The sequence below is a fragment of the Geodermatophilus sp. SYSU D00815 genome (genome assembly GCF_054050035.1).
The window spans coordinates 166,771-182,041 of sequence record NZ_JBJGYO010000005.1 but is presented as its reverse complement, the minus strand read 5'-3'; the positions used below and the strand labels follow the sequence as shown (position 1 = coordinate 182,041).

Annotated in this window: 15 protein-coding genes; all 15 read left to right on the top strand. The window is 74.1% G+C overall.

What is annotated here, in order from left to right; translation table 11 throughout:
• Positions 1–18: 18 nt before the first annotated feature.
• On the top strand, positions 19–1,287 hold the full coding sequence (locus tag ACI78S_RS08265; RefSeq protein ID WP_456972059.1) for an ROK family transcriptional regulator: 1,269 nt from the start codon (positions 19–21) through the stop codon (positions 1,285–1,287).
• A 218-nt stretch (positions 1,288–1,505) separates the two neighbouring features.
• Positions 1,506–2,810: an ABC transporter substrate-binding protein gene (locus tag ACI78S_RS08260; RefSeq protein ID WP_456972057.1), complete on the top strand. Its 1,305-nt coding sequence runs from the start codon at positions 1,506–1,508 to the stop codon at positions 2,808–2,810.
• Positions 2,811–2,853: 43 nt separating this feature from the next.
• Positions 2,854–3,795: a carbohydrate ABC transporter permease gene (locus ACI78S_RS08255; RefSeq protein ID WP_456972055.1), complete on the top strand. Its 942-nt coding sequence runs from the start codon at positions 2,854–2,856 to the stop codon at positions 3,793–3,795.
• 29 nt (positions 3,796–3,824) lie between these two features.
• Positions 3,825–4,658, top strand: a complete 834-nt coding sequence (locus tag ACI78S_RS08250) for a carbohydrate ABC transporter permease (protein WP_456972053.1) — start codon at positions 3,825–3,827, stop codon at positions 4,656–4,658.
• A gap of 191 nt (positions 4,659–4,849) precedes the next feature.
• Complete coding sequence (locus ACI78S_RS08245) at positions 4,850–5,926, top strand: Gfo/Idh/MocA family protein (protein ID WP_456972051.1); 1,077 nt, start codon at positions 4,850–4,852, stop codon at positions 5,924–5,926.
• A gap of 1 nt (position 5,927) precedes the next feature.
• A complete protein-coding gene (locus ACI78S_RS08240; RefSeq protein WP_456972049.1) occupies positions 5,928–6,920 on the top strand; it encodes a hypothetical protein in 993 nt (330 codons plus the stop codon).
• On the top strand, positions 6,917–7,300 hold the full coding sequence (locus tag ACI78S_RS08235) for a hypothetical protein (protein WP_456972047.1): 384 nt from the start codon (positions 6,917–6,919) through the stop codon (positions 7,298–7,300). Before ACI78S_RS08240 ends, ACI78S_RS08235 begins: the two co-directional genes overlap by 4 nt.
• Before the next feature lie 13 nt (positions 7,301–7,313).
• The gene (locus ACI78S_RS08230) at positions 7,314–8,192 is read left to right on the top strand and encodes a redoxin domain-containing protein (RefSeq protein WP_456972045.1); all 879 of its coding nucleotides are present in this window, start codon (positions 7,314–7,316) and stop codon (positions 8,190–8,192) included.
• Positions 8,193–8,201: 9 nt separating this feature from the next.
• Positions 8,202–9,413, top strand: a complete 1,212-nt coding sequence (locus tag ACI78S_RS08225; RefSeq protein WP_456972043.1) for an ABC transporter ATP-binding protein — start codon at positions 8,202–8,204, stop codon at positions 9,411–9,413.
• A 10-nt stretch (positions 9,414–9,423) separates the two neighbouring features.
• Positions 9,424–10,428 (top strand): sugar phosphate isomerase/epimerase family protein, encoded by a 1,005-nt coding sequence (locus ACI78S_RS08220; protein WP_456972041.1) that lies wholly within the window; start codon positions 9,424–9,426, stop codon positions 10,426–10,428.
• Positions 10,428–10,814 (top strand): C-glycoside deglycosidase beta subunit domain-containing protein, encoded by a 387-nt coding sequence (locus ACI78S_RS08215; protein ID WP_456972039.1) that lies wholly within the window; start codon positions 10,428–10,430, stop codon positions 10,812–10,814. The genes ACI78S_RS08220 and ACI78S_RS08215 overlap by 1 nt, the downstream gene beginning before the upstream one ends.
• A gap of 12 nt (positions 10,815–10,826) precedes the next feature.
• Positions 10,827–11,237: a C-glycoside deglycosidase beta subunit domain-containing protein gene (locus ACI78S_RS08210; protein ID WP_456972037.1), complete on the top strand. Its 411-nt coding sequence runs from the start codon at positions 10,827–10,829 to the stop codon at positions 11,235–11,237.
• Positions 11,234–12,262, top strand: coding sequence for a sugar phosphate isomerase/epimerase family protein (locus tag ACI78S_RS08205; protein ID WP_456972035.1), 1,029 nt, complete (start codon positions 11,234–11,236; stop codon positions 12,260–12,262). The genes ACI78S_RS08210 and ACI78S_RS08205 overlap by 4 nt, the downstream gene beginning before the upstream one ends.
• Positions 12,259–13,764, top strand: a complete 1,506-nt coding sequence (locus ACI78S_RS08200) for a GMC oxidoreductase (protein WP_456972033.1) — start codon at positions 12,259–12,261, stop codon at positions 13,762–13,764. The genes ACI78S_RS08205 and ACI78S_RS08200 overlap by 4 nt, the downstream gene beginning before the upstream one ends.
• On the top strand, positions 13,761–15,269 hold the full coding sequence (locus ACI78S_RS08195) for a GMC oxidoreductase (protein WP_456972031.1): 1,509 nt from the start codon (positions 13,761–13,763) through the stop codon (positions 15,267–15,269). The genes ACI78S_RS08200 and ACI78S_RS08195 overlap by 4 nt, the downstream gene beginning before the upstream one ends.
• Positions 15,270–15,271: the final 2 nt, after the last annotated feature.

Sequence of the window (15,271 nt, the reverse complement as noted above, 5' to 3'; positions counted from 1 at the left end):
CGGTCCCGGAGCGCCGCGATGCCCGCTGAACGCCTCGACGGCCTGGTCGCCGTCCTCGATGCCGTCCGCTCGCGCGACGGGATCACCCAGCCGCAGCTGGTCCAGCAGGTCGGCCTCGGGCGCAGCGTCGTCGCCCAGCGGGTGGCCGAGCTGGAGGCCGCGGGGCTCGTGGTCCAGGACGGCCTGGGCCCGTCGACCGGTGGGCGCGCGCCGCGCCGGCTGCGGTTGCGCACCGAGGCCGGCGTCGTGGCCGGCGCCGACATCGGCGCCACCGGCATGGTGGTCGGCCTGGCCGACCTCGCCGGCACCGTCCTGGTGCGCACCGCGGAGACGATCGACATCGCCGACGGCCCCGACGTCGTCCTCGGCCGCGTCGAGGAGCTCGTCGAGCAGCTGCTGGGGCGGCTGCCGGCCCGGCCGCCGCTGTGGGGCGTCGGCATCGGGGTCCCCGGACCGGTCGAGTTCGCCACCGGGCTGCCGGTGGCACCACCGATCATGCCCGGCTGGGACGGCTACCCGATCCGCGCTCGGCTGTCCCGCCGCTTCGCGGCGCCGGTGTGGGTGGACAACGACGTGAACCTGCTCGCCCTCGGCGAGCTGCGGACCAACCCGGCGGCCGCGGAGAGCGGCGACGTCCTGTACGTCAAGATCGGCACCGGCATCGGCGCCGGCCTGGTCTCCGGCGGGCGGCTGCACCGCGGCGTCAACGGCTGCGCCGGGGACATCGGGCACGTCGCCGTCGCCGAGGCCGACAACGTCATCTGCCGCTGCGGCAACGTCGGCTGCCTGGAGGCGGTCGCCGGGGGCGCGGCCCTGGCCCGGGACGGGCGGCGGCTGGCCGAGTCCGGCGGCAGCCCGGTGATGGCGGAGGTGCTCGCGTCGACCGGATCGCTCACCGCCGCCGACGTGACGCGCGCCGCCGACCGCGGCGACCCCGCGGCCCGCACGATGCTGGCCCGGGCCGGGCGGCTCGTCGGCGCCACCCTGGCGACCCTGGTCAGCTTCTACAACCCCGGCCTGGTCGTGCTCGGCGGCGGGGTCGCGCACGCCGGGGACCACGTCCTCGCCGCGATCCGGGAGTCGGTCTACCGGCGGTCGCTGCCGCTGGCCACGCGGACCCTGCGCATCGAGCCCTCGCTGCTGGGGGAGGCCGCCGGGCTCGCCGGCGCCGTCCACCTCGTCCTGGACGCCGTCTTCTCCCCGGAGCGGCTCCCGCTGTGGCTGCCGCACGCCACCCCGGCCGGCCACCCCGAGGTGGCGCTGTCCGCCCGCGGTGCCGCGGCCTGACGGGGCGTCGGCGGCGGGGGAACCGCCGTCGAACCCATCACCACGGCTGATGCCGGGCATCAGCACTGTTAGGTTCCCGAGCCGTTGACTTCCTCCGTTTACAGGCAGAAGTATGTGGTTGCCATCACGGTGATCGCCGCCACCCTCCCGGGGGCGGCGTCCGAGGCCCCACCACCCTCGAACCGGCACGGTCGCCGGTCCGTTCGAAAGGGATCCACATGACCCAGCAAGGTCACGGGAGGCTCCGCCGCTTCGGCGTCCTCGTCGCCGTGCCCACGATCAGCGCTCTGACGCTCGCGGCGTGCGGCGGCGGTGACGACGACGGCGGTTCCGGCGGCGACGCCGGCGGCGCGGCCGACAGCTTCACCTTCGCGTTCGAGAACGCGAGCGGTGGCGCCGAGAACCCGTGGGTGGTCCTCGCCGAGCAGTACTCCGAGGAGACCGGCGTCCAGATCGAGACGCAGGGCCTGCCCCCGGACAGCTACGGGCTGACGATCCGGACCCAGCTGCAGGGCGGCAACGCGCCGGACGTGATGATGTTCTCGCCCGGCTCCGGCAACGCGAACGCGGTGCTCCCGCTGGCCGAGGCCGGGTACATCGAGCCGCTCGGGGAGGAGTCGGCCGCCCTCGTGCCGGAGGGCAGCGAGTCCCTCTACGGCATCGACGGGGAGGTGTACGCCCAGCCCACCAACCTGATCCCGGTCGGCATGACCTGGAACGCGGGCGCCGCCTCGGACGCCGGGGTCGACGTCCCGGCCGACTTCGACGCCCTGCTCGACGCCTGCGGGCCGCTCGCCGACGAGGGCAAGAGCATGTTCGTCATCGCCGGCTCCGTGCCGCCCAACCCGGGGCTGATGGCGATGGCCATCTCCGCGACGCGGGTGTACGCCGAGACGCCGGACTGGAACGACCAGCGGGCGGCCGGCGACGTCAGCTTCGCCGACACCGAGGGCTGGCAGGAGACGCTGCAGGCGATCGTCGACATGAACGACGGCGGCTGCTTCCAGGAGGGCGCTGCCGGTGGTGGCTTCGACACCATCACGCAGGGCATCACCCAGGGCACCGCGCTCGGCGGGTTCCTGCCCGGGTCCTCGGCCAACGAGCTGATGAACGCGACGCCGGGCCTGGAGCTCAACATCCAGGCGTTCCCGCCGGCCGACGGCGGCGACCCGTACCTGCTCGCCAGCTCCAACTACGCGCTGAGCATCAACGCCGACGCCGAGGACGCCCAGAAGGAGGCGGCCCGGGAGTTCCTGGCCTGGGTGGCCGAGCCGGAGAACGCCGCGACCTTCACCGAGATCCAGGGCGGTGTCTCGATCACCGGCGTGGACGAGAACCTCAACCCGGTGTACGAGCCGGTGCGGGAGCTGCTGGAGGCCGGTGACTACGCGCCGCTGCCCAACCTGGCCTGGCCCAACCCCGCCGTGTACGACGCGCTGGCCACGGGCGTCCAGGGCCTGATCGCCGGGCAGGGTGACGTCCAGTCCGTGCTCGAGTCGGTCGACCAGGCCTGGGACCAGTAAGACCGGAGCCGCGAAGCTCTCGGACCGATCCAAGGGACGAACGATGACTGCCACGATTCCGACCGGCCCCGTCGTCCGAGAGGGCACCACGGCCGCCGGGGGCGGGACCTCCTCCCGCCCCCGGCGCGGCCGGCCGCTCATCTCCTACGGCCGGTGGTGGTGGGCGCTGCCCGCCATCGCCATGGTGCTGCTGATCCACTACATCGCCACCGCCGGCGGCGCCTTCTACGCGTTCACCGACTGGACCGGGATCGGCGAGTTCGACTTCGTCGGGCTGGACAACTTCCAGCGGATCTTCGACGACCCGGCGCTGATCGGGTCGCTCGAGAACACCCTCTTCCTGGCGTTCGGCTTCCTGATCATCACCAACGTGGTGGGCCTGCTGCTGGCGCTGGCGCTGAACCGCACCCTCAAGACCCGCTACCTCCTGCGGGCGCTGTTCTTCCTGCCGGTCGTGCTCAGCCCGCTCGCGGTGTCCTACGTCTGGAAGTTCATCTTCGACTTCAAGGGCCCGCTCAACGGCGTCCTCGGCTGGTTCGGCATGGAGCCGAAGACGTGGCTGGCCGATCCGACGCTGGCGCTGTGGTGCGTGCTGGTGGTCATGGCCTGGCAGACCACCGGCATGGTCATGGTCATCTACCTCGCCGGTCTGGCCACGGTCCCGCCGGAGATCGAGGAGGCGGCCGCCCTGGACGGGGCCGGCAGCTGGCGACGCTTCCGGCACATCACCGTGCCGTCGATCCGCCCGTCGATCGCCATCGCCTCGACCCTGATGCTCATCCAGGGCCTGCGGGTCTTCGACCAGGTGCTCGCCCTGACCGGCGGCGGTCCCGCCGGCGCCACGGAGACCCTGGCGACGCAGGTCTACAAGGAGACGTTCGCGCTGAGCAACTTCGGTTTCGGCGCCGCCCTCGCGCTCCTCCTGACCCTGATCATGCTCGTCTTCTCGGTGCTGCAGCAGGTGGCCACCAAGGACCGTTCGTAACGGGCGCCGACCCCAAGGAGAACAGCCCGATGTTCCGCTACACCAAGGTCACCGCCCTGCGCGAGGGGATCGTCTGGGTCGTCGCCCTGCTGACCCTGCTGCCGTTCTACTTCCTGGTCGCCACCGCGCTCAAGCCGAGCGAGGAACTCCTCTCGACGAGCACCTCCGCACCCCCGAGCCGCCCGACCGTCGAGAACTTCGTGGAGGTGCTCACCGAGGGCGGGGACAACAACATCCTGCTCGCGCTGATGCACAGCGTCGTGATCACCGTCGGCAGCATCATCGGCCTGGTCGCGTTCGGCTCGCTCGCCGCGTACGTGCTCGCCCGGACCACCCGCCGCTGGGGCACGGTGGCCTTCTACCTCTTCCTCGTGGCGATCATCCTGCCCACCCAGCTCGGCCTGATCCCGCTCTACATCGGCGCCCGGCAGCTCGGGCTGGTCGGCTCGATGTGGGGGATGATCATCCTCTACGTCGGCACCCTGATGCCGCTGGCCGTCTTCCTCTACGCCGGGTTCTTCCGCAACCTCCCGCGCGACTACGAGGAGGCCGCGGCGCTGGACGGGGCCGGACCCGGGCGCGTGTTCTTCCGGGTGGTGCTGCCGCTGATGGCGCCGGCGACGGGGACCGTGGCCATCCTGACCGGCCTCATCGTCTGGAACGACTTCTTCTCGTCGCTCATCTTCCTGGGCGGCTCGGACAACCAGACGCTGCCGGTGTCGATGTACTACTACGTCGGCTCGCTGGTCTCGGCGTGGAACAAGATCTTCGCCATCGTGATCATCTCGATGGTCCCGATCCTCGCCTTCTACCTCTTCGCCCAGAAGCGGTTCATCCAGGGCTTCGCCGGCGGCATCAAGTAGCACCCGCTACCCAAGCAACCGAAATGGCCACTTCGGTTGCTGAGGGCTGCCCGCTCACGGCCGTATCACGCCCGTCGATGCCGCCCATCACGAGCCTTGTTCCCGCTGTCGGTTGACTTTCTCCGACCGTCGGCAGAAGTATGTGTCCGCAGTCACGCGGTGCCTCACCGCACCTGACCCAGGGGGTTCCCATGGCCGATCGCGTCCGGGCCGGCATCGTCGGTGTCGGGTTCATGGGCACGGTCCACGCCCGCGCCATCCGTCGCGGCGGGGGAGTGGTCTCCCGGATCGTCGGCTCGTCGCCGGAGTCGTCGCGCGAGGGCGCGCAGCGGATCGGGGCCGAGTACACCGCCGACACGGTCGAGGAGCTCCTCGCCGCCGACGACGTCGACGTCGTGCACGTCTGCACCCCGAACGCCACCCACGCGCCGCTGGTGCGGGCGGCGATCGCCGCCGGCAAGCACGTGGTCTGCGAGAAGCCGCTGGCCGTGGACCCGGCCGAGGCCGAGACGCTGGTGGCGCTGGCCGCCGAGGCGGGCGTGACCGCCACGGTGCCGTTCGTCTACCGCTTCTACCCGACGGTCCGCGAGGCCCGCGCCCGCGTCGCCGACGGCACCGCCGGCCCGGTGCGCCTGCTGCACGGCTCCTACCTGCAGGACTGGCTCGCCGAGGACGCCGACGACAACTGGCGGGTGGACGCCGCGGCCGGCGGCGCGTCCCGGGCCTTCGCCGACATCGGCGTGCACTGGTGCGACCTGGTCGAGTTCGTCTCCGGCCACCGCATCACCCGGCTCGCGGCGCGCACCATCACCGCGGTGCCCGAGCGCGGCGGACGCCCCGTGCAGACGGAGGACGCCGCGGTCGTGCTGTTCGAGACCGACCGGGGCGCCTTCGGCAACCTCACGGTCAGCCAGATCAGCCCCGGGCGGAAGAACCGGCTGTGGTTCTCCGTCGACGGCGCGACCGAGTCGCTGTGCTTCGACCAGGAGAACCCCGAGTCGCTGTGGATCGGCGGCCGCGAGGTCAACCGCCAGCTGCTGCGGGGCACCAGCGAGCACCCGGCCGCCGCCCGCTACGCCACGGTCCCGTCCGGGCACCCGCAGGGGTACCAGGACTGCTTCGACGCCTTCGTCGCCGACACGTACGCCGCGCTCGCCGGCGACGCCCCCGACGGGCTGCCCACCTTCGCCGACGGCCTGCGCGCCGCCCGGATCACCGCGGCCGTCCTCGAGTCCTCGCGCACCAGCAGCTGGGTCGAGGTCGCCTGACATGGCGCTGCTGGGGACGACGCTGTTCTCGCTGACGCCGGAGTTCCGGGCCGGTGCCGAGCTGGTGCCGCTGCTCGAGCGGCTCGCCGCCGCCGGGGCCGGGCCGGCGGTCGAGGTGATCGGGCACCAGGCGTGGCGCGGCTTCCCGGCCGTGCCGGGGGACGACGAGCGGGCCTTCCGCGACGCGGTCGACCGGCTGGGCCTCGTGCCGGTCGCGCTCGCCGTCTACACCGACACCCACCGCCGTCCCGGCCGGCCGATGACCGCCGACGAGGCGTTCGACGACATCGCCCCGCAGCTGGCCGCCGCTGCCCGGCTCGGCTTCCCCGTCGTGCGGGCGACCCTCGGCATGGACAGCGGCCTGCTGCGCCGGGTCGCCGCCGAGGCGGAGCGGCTCGGCGTGGTCCTCACCTTCGAGGTGCAGGGGAGCACCCCGCCCGACGCCCCCGCCGTCACCGAGCTCGCCGAGCTGCAGGCCGCGACCGGTACCCCCTACCTGGGGCTGACGATCGACGCCAGCCTGACCACCCCGGCGCTGCCGGCCGCCCTCGGCACCGCGCTGCGCCGGCTCGGCCTGGACGAGGACGGCGTCGCGGCCGTGCACCGCGCCTGGGCGGCCGACGGCCCGATCGGCCCGCGCATCGGCGCCGCGCTCGGCGCCGTCGCCGGGCACCCTCGGCAGGCGGAGCTGACCACCCTCGTGGCCGGCGTGCTGGGCCGCTGCGGCCGGTCGACCGTGGCCGCCTGGCAGGACGCCCTGCCGCTCGTCCGGCACGCGCACGCCAAGTACTGGGACCCCGACGTCGAGTCGGTGCGCGAGCCGCACGGCGCGTGGCTGGCCGCCCTCGACGCGGTGGGCTACGACGGCGCCCTGGTCAGCGAGTGGGGTGGCCACGAGCTGCTCGACCGCGCCGACGTCGACGCCGTCGCCCTCACCGCCGCGCACGTCGCCCTGCTGCGCGAGCTGCACGAGAGGACGGCGGTGACCGCGTGACGATGACCGAGGGGACCCTGCGCCCCGACGCGCTCGCGGCCCGCGACGGCCGGCTGGGCCTCGCCCTGCACCTGCCCTGGTACCGCTCGCTGCCGCTGTCCTGCCTGGAGTCGGTCGAGGTGCGGGTCGACGGCGCCCCGGTCGCCGTCCGGCAGGTCGCCACCGGCGGCTTCGCCGGGCCGGTCGCCGCCGCGGCGGGCTCGGACGCCTGGTGGGACCTGCGCGACGCCCTCGACGTCGTGCTCGACGCCCCGGCGGCCACCGGTGACCACTCCGCGGTGGAGGTCGACCTCGCCGTCCGCATCCCCTACATCCAGCAGGCCCCCGGCGTGCCGCTCGTGCAGCGCGCGACCGTCCGAACGGAAGGCCGTGTCCGATGAAAGGCCGTGTCCGATGACCCGTCTCGCCGTCGGCGACCCCGCCCCGCCGCTCGCGCTGCCCGACCCGGACGGCGCCGTCCACCGGCTCGAGCCCGGCGCGCACGCGGCGACCGTGGTCGTCTTCACCGCCAACGGCTGCCCCTACGCCCGGGCCTGGCACGACCGCGTCCAGGACCTCGCCCGCGACTACGCCGGCCGCGACGTCGCCGTGCTCCAGGTCGTGAGCAACGACGAGGCCGACCACCCCGAGGACGGCGTCGACGGCATGCGGGCGCGGATCGCCGCCGGCGAGCTGGCCGGGCCGTTCCTCCGCGACGCCGAGCAGTCGGCCGCGCGCGCCTACGGCGCCACGGCCACGCCCGAGGTGTTCGTCGTCGACCGCACCGGCGTCGTCCGCTACCACGGCGCGCCGGACGGCGACCACGACGACCCGGCGCAGCGCGCCGCGTGGGTGCGCGAGGCCCTCGACGACGTCCTCGCCGGCCGCGACGTGGCCCGGCCGAGCACCCCGCCGGCGGGCTGCTCGGTCAAGTGGCGGGTCGAGCTGCTCTGGTGGGAGGGCTGCCCGACGCACGGGCAGGCGGCCGAGCTGCTCGAGAAGACCCTCGCCGAGCTCGGCAGGGGAGAGGTGCACGTCGTCCGCCGCGAGGTCCGCACCCGGGACGAGGCGCAGGCGCTCGGCTTCCCGGGGTCGCCCACGTTCCGGGTGGGCGGGCGCGACCTCTTCCCGTCCGACGCGCCGTCGGCGCTCACCTGCCGCGTCTACACCCGCGGCGACGGCCGCAGCGCCCCGCTGCCCGACGCCGCCGACCTGGCCACCCGCCTGCGCGAGGCGCTGGTCCGGCCCTGGGAGCTCCCGGGCTGGGTCGACTTCCGCAAGCACACCGTCTGAGGAGCTCCCATGGCATCGATCACCTTCGACCGCATCACCAAGCGGTACCCGGACGGCACCCAGGCCGTCTCCGAGTTCGACCTGGCCGTCGCCGACGGCGAGTTCCTCGTGCTGGTCGGCCCGTCCGGCTGCGGCAAGACGACGGCGCTGCGCATGGCCGCCGGCCTGGAGGAGATCTCCGGGGGCCGGCTGCTGATCGGCGACCGCGACGTCACCGACGTGCACCCCTCGCAGCGCGACATCGCGATGGTCTTCCAGAGCTACGCGCTCTACCCGCACATGTCGGTGCGCGACAACATCGCCTTCCCGCTGACCTGCGCCGGCGTGCCGAAGGATGAGACGAGGAACCGCGTCGAGCGCGCGGCCGAGGCCCTCGGCCTCACCGAGCTGCTGCACCGCAAGCCCAAGGCGCTCTCGGGCGGCCAGCGGCAGCGCGTGGCGATGGGCCGGGCCATCGTCCGCACCCCGCAGGCCTTCCTCATGGACGAGCCGCTGTCCAACCTCGACGCCAAGCTGCGCGGCCAGATGCGCGCCGAGATCCGCGGCCTGCAGCGCGAGTACGGCGTCACCACGCTCTACGTCACCCACGACCAGGTCGAGGCGATGACGATGGGCGACCGCATCGCCGTGCTGCGCAAGGGCGTGCTGCAGCAGCTGGGCACGCCCGACGAGCTCTACGACGCGCCGGCCAACCTGTTCGTCGCCGAGTTCATCGGCTCGCCGCCGATGAACGTCGTCTCGGCCACCGTGGTGGGCGGCCGCGAGCTGGTCGTCGGCTCCCAGCGGCTGGCGCTGCCGGCCGGGACGCTCGCCCCCGAGCTGGCCGGCGCCGACGCCACCCCGGTCGCCCTCGGCTTCCGGCCCGAGGCGCTGCGCGACGCCGCCGACGCCGATCCGAGCTGGCCGCGCCTGGCCGCCGACGTCGAGGTGGTCGAGAACATCCCGCCGGAGAAGCTCGTGCACCTGCGCATCGACGCCGAGCCCGTGGTCAACGACGCCACGGTCGAGATCGCCGCAGACATCGACGCGGCCGCCGCCGAGGACCTGCGCCGGCTGGGCACGGGCAGCGTGGTCCTCGCCCGGCTCAACGGCTGGACCGGGGTCCGCGAGGGCACCCGCGCGCAGTTCGCCGTCCCGCCGTCGGCCCTGCACTTCTTCGACCCGGCCACCGGGCAGGCCCTGGCCCCGACGACGCCGCGGCTCGCCGCGGCCACCGCCTGAGGGGGACGGCATGAGCGCGCACGGCGTCAAGCGGGGCGTCAGCCTCTACTCGTTCCAGGAGGAGTACTTCCTCCGCACGATGTCGGTCGAGGACTGCATCCGCGAGGCCGCGGCCTTCGGCGCGCGGGGCATCGAGATCATCCCCGAGCAGATGATCCCGGGTTTCCCGCACGTCTCCGACGAGTTCCTCGACTCGTGGTTCGGCTGGATGGAGACCTACGGGGCGACGCCGGTCGCCACCGACCTCTTCCTCGACACCAAGCTGCACCCCGACCGGTGGCTGACCCTCGAGGAGCAGGTCGCCTCGGTGCGCCGGGACGTCGACATCGCCGTCCGGCTGGGGGCGAAGGTGGTCCGCGCGATCATCAACACCCCGCCCGAGGTCATGGCGGCCGCGGCCCCGTACGCCGAGGACGCCGGCGTGCGGCTGCTGCTGGAGGTGCACGCGCCCTTCCACTACGAGCACCCGTGGATCCTGCAGCACCTCGAGGTGATGCACCGGACCGGTTCGCCGGCGCTGGGCCTGATGCCCGACATGGGCACCTACGTGGAGCGCTTCCCGCGGGTGGTCGCCGAGCGGGCGCTGCGCGACGGCGCCAAGCCGGAACTGGTCGACCTGATCGTGAAGACCTACGACGACCACGGCGACACCCACGCGCTGGCCGACATCGTCAACTACCGCGGCGGCGGCCCGGTCGACTTCGGGCTGGCCCGGCAGTCGACGCACTACATCTGGTCCGAGCCCAAGGCGATGCTCGAGCACATGCCCCTCATCGGGCACATCCAGGCGAAGTTCTACGAGATGGCCCTCGATGAGTCGACAGGGCGGGAGTACGAGTACTCGATCCCCTACGACGAGATCGTCCCGGTGCTGGTCGAGGGCGGCTTCGACGGCTACCTGTCCAGCGAGTACGAGGGCAACCGGCACATCCAGGACGCCTTCCCCGTGGACTCCGTGGAGCAGGTCCGCCGCCAGCACGCGATGTTCGCGCGACTCCTGGGAGACGACGCCTGATGTTCGACAAGTACATCGTCTGCGAGGAGGGCTTCCGCGCCCTGGACGACGGCCGCACCGGCGGCGTCGTCGAGGTCCGGATGCCGTACTACCGCGGCCTCACCCTGTCGATGGTCGAGGCCGTCGAGCTCGTCCTCGACGGCCGGCCGGTCCCTGCCGCGCGCACCACCTTCACGGTGCACGGCACCACCTACACCTTCGCCGAGCTGCCCACCGTCACCGACGACCGCTGGGAGATGGGGGAGCGGGCGCAGCTGTCCTTCGAGACCGACGAGCCCCTCGCGCCCGGCGAGCACGACGTCACCGTCGTCGTCCGCCTGCGCATCTCCTACATGCCCGTGCCCGGCGGCGGCCGCGACACCAAGCGGCTCACGCTCGCCACCTGAGAGGAACTCCTGATGGGACCCCTGGACGACCAGGTGGTGCGCGCCGACTCGCTCACCGCCACCCCCGACGGCCTGGACATCGCCGTCTACTCGCACTGGTACCGGGCGCTGCCGCTGCCCTCGCTCGCGCGCGTCGACCTGACCGTCGACGGGGAGCGGATCGACCCGGCGAGCCTGGCGGTGACGGTCAACGGGCACCGGTACGACTTCGCCGAGCTGGCCGGGAAGGGCGACGAGTACTGGTTCACCACCGACCCGGTGGTGCTGCACACGCAGGTGCCGACCTCGCCCGGCCGCGAGCACCGCGTGCAGCTGCTGCTGGGCCTGTCGATCCCCTACATCCTCACCGGCCCCGACCGGGTGCCGCTGGTGGCGCCCAGCGCCACCGACAAGACCCTCACCGCCGCGGGAGCCCGACCGTGACCGACACCGCGCCCGGCCTGCCGCGCCTGGGCACCACCCTGTTCTCCCTCACCCTCGAGCAGCGCAAGCCCGGCCGCGACCTCGCCTCCCTGGTCGCCGAGGTGGCCGCCCGCGACCTCGGGCCGGGCCTGGAGATGGTCGCCTTCCAGTCGCTGCGCGGCTGGCCGCGGCCGTCCGACGAGCAGGTCCGCGAGGTCCGCGGCGTGATCGAGGGCTCCGGGCTGACCCCGTCGTGCCTGGCGATCAACAACGACCTCGGCCTCTACCCGGGCCGGCTGCTGAGCGACGAGGAGTCCTACGAGTACGTCGCCGTCCAGGTGCGCGGCGCCGCGGCGCTGGGCTTCCCGGTCACCCGCGTCGGGGTCGAGACGAGCCCGGCGACCCTGGAGCGGCTGCTGCCGCTGGCCGAGGAGCTCGGGGTCAAGGTCGGCGTGGAGATCCACGCCCCGCTGACCATCGAGGCGCCCCCGGTGGCGGCGCTCGAGGAGCTGTTCACCCGGCTGGACACCCCGTGGCTGGGCTTCATCCCCGACATGAGCTCGTCCATGCGGGCGGTCCCCGGCGCCGTGCACGACGCGCACCGCGCCGCCGGCATCGCCCCGGAGCTCACCGCGCTCACCGAGCAGCTGTGGGCCGAGCCCGGCCCGACCGCGGAGAAGTTCCCCGAGCTGGAGCGCCGCGCCGCCGAGGCCGGCGCAACCCCGGCGCAGGTGGGCAACCTCAAGATGCTGTTCACCATGCACGGGCGCATGGCGCCCGAGCGGTGGGCCGACTTCTTCCCGCACGTCGTGCACGTGCACGGCAAGTTCTACGGGATCGAGGAGGGTCCGGACGGGCTCACCGACCCGTCCATCGACTGGCCGGCGGTCGCCCGCGTGCTGGTCGAGCAGGGCTACACCGGCTTCATCTCCAGCGAGTACGAGGCGCACGCCTACAGCGACCGGCACAACGCCTTCGACCAGGTCCGCGCCCAGCACGACATGCTCCAGCGCCTGCTCGCAGCGCAGCCGGCGGTGGCGCGATGAGCGGGACGTACGACGTCGTCGTCGTCGGGTCCGGACCGGTCGGGACGGCGGTGGCCCGCGAGCTGGCCGACGCCGACGCCGCGCTGCGGGTGCTGGTGCTCGAGGCCGGCGGCGTCGTGGGCGAGGTGGCCGGCGGGCACGTCAAGAACATCGCCGACGTCGACGCGCGCGACGCCGCGCTGGCGGAGCTGACCCCCGCGGCGCCCCCGCTGCCCGGCGGCACCCCCGCGCGGCCGGGCACCGTGCTGGTCGGCGCGGAGAGCATGCCCAACGCGGCCATGTCGACCAACGTCGGCGGGATGGGCGCGCACTGGACCGCCGCCTGCCCGCGCCCGGTCGACGACGAGGTGCCCGGCTGCGTCGAGCCCGCCGTCCTCGACGAGGCGCTGACCCGCGCCGAGGAACTGCTCGCGGTCACCACCCACGCCTTCGACCGGGCCCCGCTGATCGGCGCCGTGCAGAAGGTGCTCGGCGAGCTCTTCGACCGGCCGGGCCGGCGCCCGGTGGGCGCGATGCCCGTCGCGGTGACCGTGGGGGAGGACGGCGCGCTGCACTGGACCGGCCCGGCCATCATCGCCGGCGACCTCTGGCAGCGGCCGGAGGTCGAGCTGCGGGCCGGCACGCTGGCCCGCCGGGTGGTCCTCGACGGCGACCGCGTCACGGGCGTCGAGGTCGTCGACCTCGCCACGGGGGAGCGGTCGACCGTCGCCGCGCGGGCCGTGGTGGTGGCGGCCGACGCCTTCCGCACCCCGCAGCTGCTCTGGGCCTCCGGCGTCCGCCCCGAGGCCCTCGGCCGGTACCTGACCGAGCACCCGCAGATCATGGCGGCGTCGGTGCTGGCCGAGGAGTTCGTGCCCGCCGACGCCCCGGTCGACGCCGACCTCCCGGTGACCGCCTCGGCGGCGCCCGGCGGCGGCGCGATCGTGCCCGTCTCCGGCGTCTCCTGGGTGCCCTACGCCGCCGACCGCCCGTTCCACGGCCAGGTCATGCAGATGGACGCCTCGCCGGTGCCGCTCGACCCGGGCGTCACGGTGCGCCCCGGCCAGGTCGTCGGCCTCGGCTGGTTCTGCAAGAAGGAGCTCTCGCCCGACAACCGGGTCTGGTTCGACGAGGACGCCGCCGACGAGCACGGCCTGCCGGCGATCCGGATCGACTACGCCCTCAGCGCCGCCGACGAGGCGTCGATCGCCGCCGCCAAGGCCCAGATCGCCGAGGCCGCCCGGGCGCTCGGCCGCCCCCTCGGCGACCCGTTCGTCATGCCGGCCGGCAGCTCGCTGCACTACCTCGGCACCACCCGCATGGGCGCGGCCGACGACGGCACGAGCGTCTGCGACCCCACCGGCCGGGTCTGGGGGACGGCGAACCTCTACGTCGGCGGCAACAACGTCATCCCGACCGCCACCGCGTGCAACCCCACCCTCACCGCCGTCGCGCTCGGCGTCCTCACCGCCCGCGCGCTCGTCCGCGAGCTCGGCGCCGTCCCCCAGGAGGCCTCCGCATGACCCCCCGCGTCCTGATCGTCGGCAGCGGGCCGACCGGCGCCACCTACGCCCGGCTGCTCCTCGAGCAGGTGCCCGACGTGTCAGTGCTCATGGTGGAGGCCGGCCCCGTCGTCACCACCCCGCCCGGGATGAACGTGAAGAACGTCCCCGACCCGGACGAGCAGGCCGCCGCGCGGCTGGCGTCCCAGGGCCGGGCCACCGAGAGCGGCGTGTCCGGCATCCCCGGCGGCGTCGTCGTGGAGGGCACGATCACCGCCCGCCAGGGGACCCACCTGATCGGCCGGGCCGCCGAGGGCTCGGCCGGCATGCCGGCCGCCGCCGGCGCCACCTGCGTCGGCGGGCAGGGCGTGCACTGGACGTGCGCCACGCCGCGGCCCACCGGCCCGGAGAAGGTGCCGTTCATCGACGACGCGGAGTGGGAGCAGCACGTCGTCGCCGCCGAGGCGCTGCTGCACGTGCACCGGCCGTCGTTCGACGGCTCCCCGCAGGCCGCGGCGATCCTGCGGCGGATCCGCGACGAGTTCGCCCCCGACGGCATCACGGTCCGACCGCTGCCGGTGGCCGCCGACCCCCGGGCCGACGGCTCGCTGCGGTGGAGCGGCACCGACGTCGTCCTGGGCCCGCTGGCCGAGGGTGCGCACGCCGACCGGTTCACCCTGCGGCCGGAGACGCTGTGCGTCCGGGTGCTCCGCGACGGCGACCGGGCCGTCGGCGCCGTCCTGCGCGACCAGCGGACCGGCGCGGAGGAGGAGGTCCGGGCCGACGTCGTCGTCCTGGCCGCCGACGCCCTGCGCACCCCGCAGCTGCTGTGGGCCTCCGGCATCCGGCCGGAGGCGCTCGGGCGGTACCTCACCGAGCACCCGCTGCTGTTCGGCGTCGTCGCGGTGCGGCCGGACGTGCTGCCCGAGCAGGACCCGGGCGCCGCGGTCGACCCGATCCGGGCCATCGTGGCGATCCCGTTCGACGAGGAGCGGCACCCCTACTCCGCCCAGATGATGTTCAGCCCGGTCTGCCCGGCCCCGCTGCCGGAGGGCAGCCGGTTCCGCGACAACCCGGGCGGCTACGTCGGCATGGGCTGGGGCATCCGCAAGCGCCCGCGGCCGGAGGACCGGCTCACCTTCGACGACGACCAGCCCGACGAGAACGGGCTGCCCGGCATCCGGATCGCCTACGAGCTCACGGAGCTGGAGGAGGCCGACTTCGAGCGGGCGCGCAAGCACCAGGCCCGCGCGGCCGCCGCGCTCGGCGAGTTCGTCGACGGCATGCCCAAGGTCATGCCCGCCGGCAGCTCGCTGCACTACATGGGCACCGTCCGCATGGGCGCGGCCGACGACGGCACCAGCGTCTGCGACCCGTGGTCGCGGGTCTGGGGCGTGCCCGGCCTCGTGCTCGCCGGCAACGGGCTCATCCCGACCGCCAACTCGATGAACCCCACCCTCACCAGCGTCGCCCTCGCCGTCCGCGGGGCCACGGCGCTGGCCACCGAACTCCGCGAAGGGGAGTGACC

Coding starts and splice junctions, on each gene's coding strand:
- ACI78S_RS08265 (WP_456972059.1), top strand. CDS start 19: ATGCCCGCTGAACGCCTCGACGGCCTGGTCGCCGTCCTCGATGCCGTC.
- ACI78S_RS08250 (WP_456972053.1), top strand. CDS start 3,825: ATGTTCCGCTACACCAAGGTCACCGCCCTGCGCGAGGGGATCGTCTGG.
- ACI78S_RS08255 (WP_456972055.1), top strand. CDS start 2,854: ATGACTGCCACGATTCCGACCGGCCCCGTCGTCCGAGAGGGCACCACG.
- ACI78S_RS08245 (WP_456972051.1), top strand. CDS start 4,850: ATGGCCGATCGCGTCCGGGCCGGCATCGTCGGTGTCGGGTTCATGGGC.
- ACI78S_RS08230 (WP_456972045.1), top strand. CDS start 7,314: ATGACCCGTCTCGCCGTCGGCGACCCCGCCCCGCCGCTCGCGCTGCCC.
- ACI78S_RS08215 (WP_456972039.1), top strand. CDS start 10,428: ATGTTCGACAAGTACATCGTCTGCGAGGAGGGCTTCCGCGCCCTGGAC.
- ACI78S_RS08240 (WP_456972049.1), top strand. CDS start 5,928: ATGGCGCTGCTGGGGACGACGCTGTTCTCGCTGACGCCGGAGTTCCGG.
- ACI78S_RS08260 (WP_456972057.1), top strand. CDS start 1,506: ATGACCCAGCAAGGTCACGGGAGGCTCCGCCGCTTCGGCGTCCTCGTC.
- ACI78S_RS08200 (WP_456972033.1), top strand. CDS start 12,259: ATGAGCGGGACGTACGACGTCGTCGTCGTCGGGTCCGGACCGGTCGGG.
- ACI78S_RS08210 (WP_456972037.1), top strand. CDS start 10,827: ATGGGACCCCTGGACGACCAGGTGGTGCGCGCCGACTCGCTCACCGCC.
- ACI78S_RS08220 (WP_456972041.1), top strand. CDS start 9,424: ATGAGCGCGCACGGCGTCAAGCGGGGCGTCAGCCTCTACTCGTTCCAG.
- ACI78S_RS08195 (WP_456972031.1), top strand. CDS start 13,761: ATGACCCCCCGCGTCCTGATCGTCGGCAGCGGGCCGACCGGCGCCACC.
- ACI78S_RS08225 (WP_456972043.1), top strand. CDS start 8,202: ATGGCATCGATCACCTTCGACCGCATCACCAAGCGGTACCCGGACGGC.